Origin of the sequence: Methanoculleus sp. MH98A (assembly GCF_000691865.1) — an archaeon.
GTDB lineage: Archaea > Halobacteriota > Methanomicrobia > Methanomicrobiales > Methanoculleaceae > Methanoculleus.
In genome coordinates this window covers 1-602 of the sequence record NZ_JMIO01000251.1, presented here as the reverse complement: position 1 = coordinate 602, position 602 = coordinate 1, and the positions used below count along the sequence as shown (strand labels likewise).

The 602-nt window shown below is 42.9% G+C and carries 1 protein-coding gene; it reads right to left on the bottom strand.

Annotated features, from left to right (window positions below):
* Positions 1-296: 296 nt before the first annotated feature.
* The coding region (locus EI28_RS15190; protein ID WP_048115453.1) for a hypothetical protein at positions 297-602 on the bottom strand (306 nt) is incomplete at its 5' end.

Here is a 602-nt window from a genome sequence, read left to right as displayed (position 1 = left end):
CAGATGATAACGATATACTCAGTTAGTATACTTTGACTGTGGTCGAATACTGTTACAACTAGTAACAAGTCTAAGGTGAAGTTGTCTCAAAAAGATCCAGCAAACAAAGGCCCACATGAATAAAGCGCTTCAGTACACGACCATGCGAAAATAAGTCACACCTGCTGTTTTATTGCGGATGCGGTTTTATCTGGGAATTATCCATAAGGAAGGGAGCAGGGTACAACAGGGGAGTAGTTTGAGAAGGTTGTGGGTCTTCGAACAACAGCCTTCTCGATTAGACTTAATATTGACACCTATTTCGTCTTCATAACGAGGTATGCATAATATGGAGGTCCCCATTTCAGTTTGCCTTCGCCGCCGGGCCGGATATTTTTGCATTCTTCATACTTTTGAAAACGTTTTATGAGATACTGCTCCATCGAGCGAACTCTCTCTTTAGATTGTGTCCGATACAGGACGACCATGCGGTTGTAACCATTCAGCAAGTAATCGTCACCTTCTGCTCGGTAATTATAGTCGCTTGTAATCCCGATCTTAAATTTTGACGCAATCTTTCTCTGCTCATTCACGTATCGCCCAATCTTCTGGCAGAGTTCGTC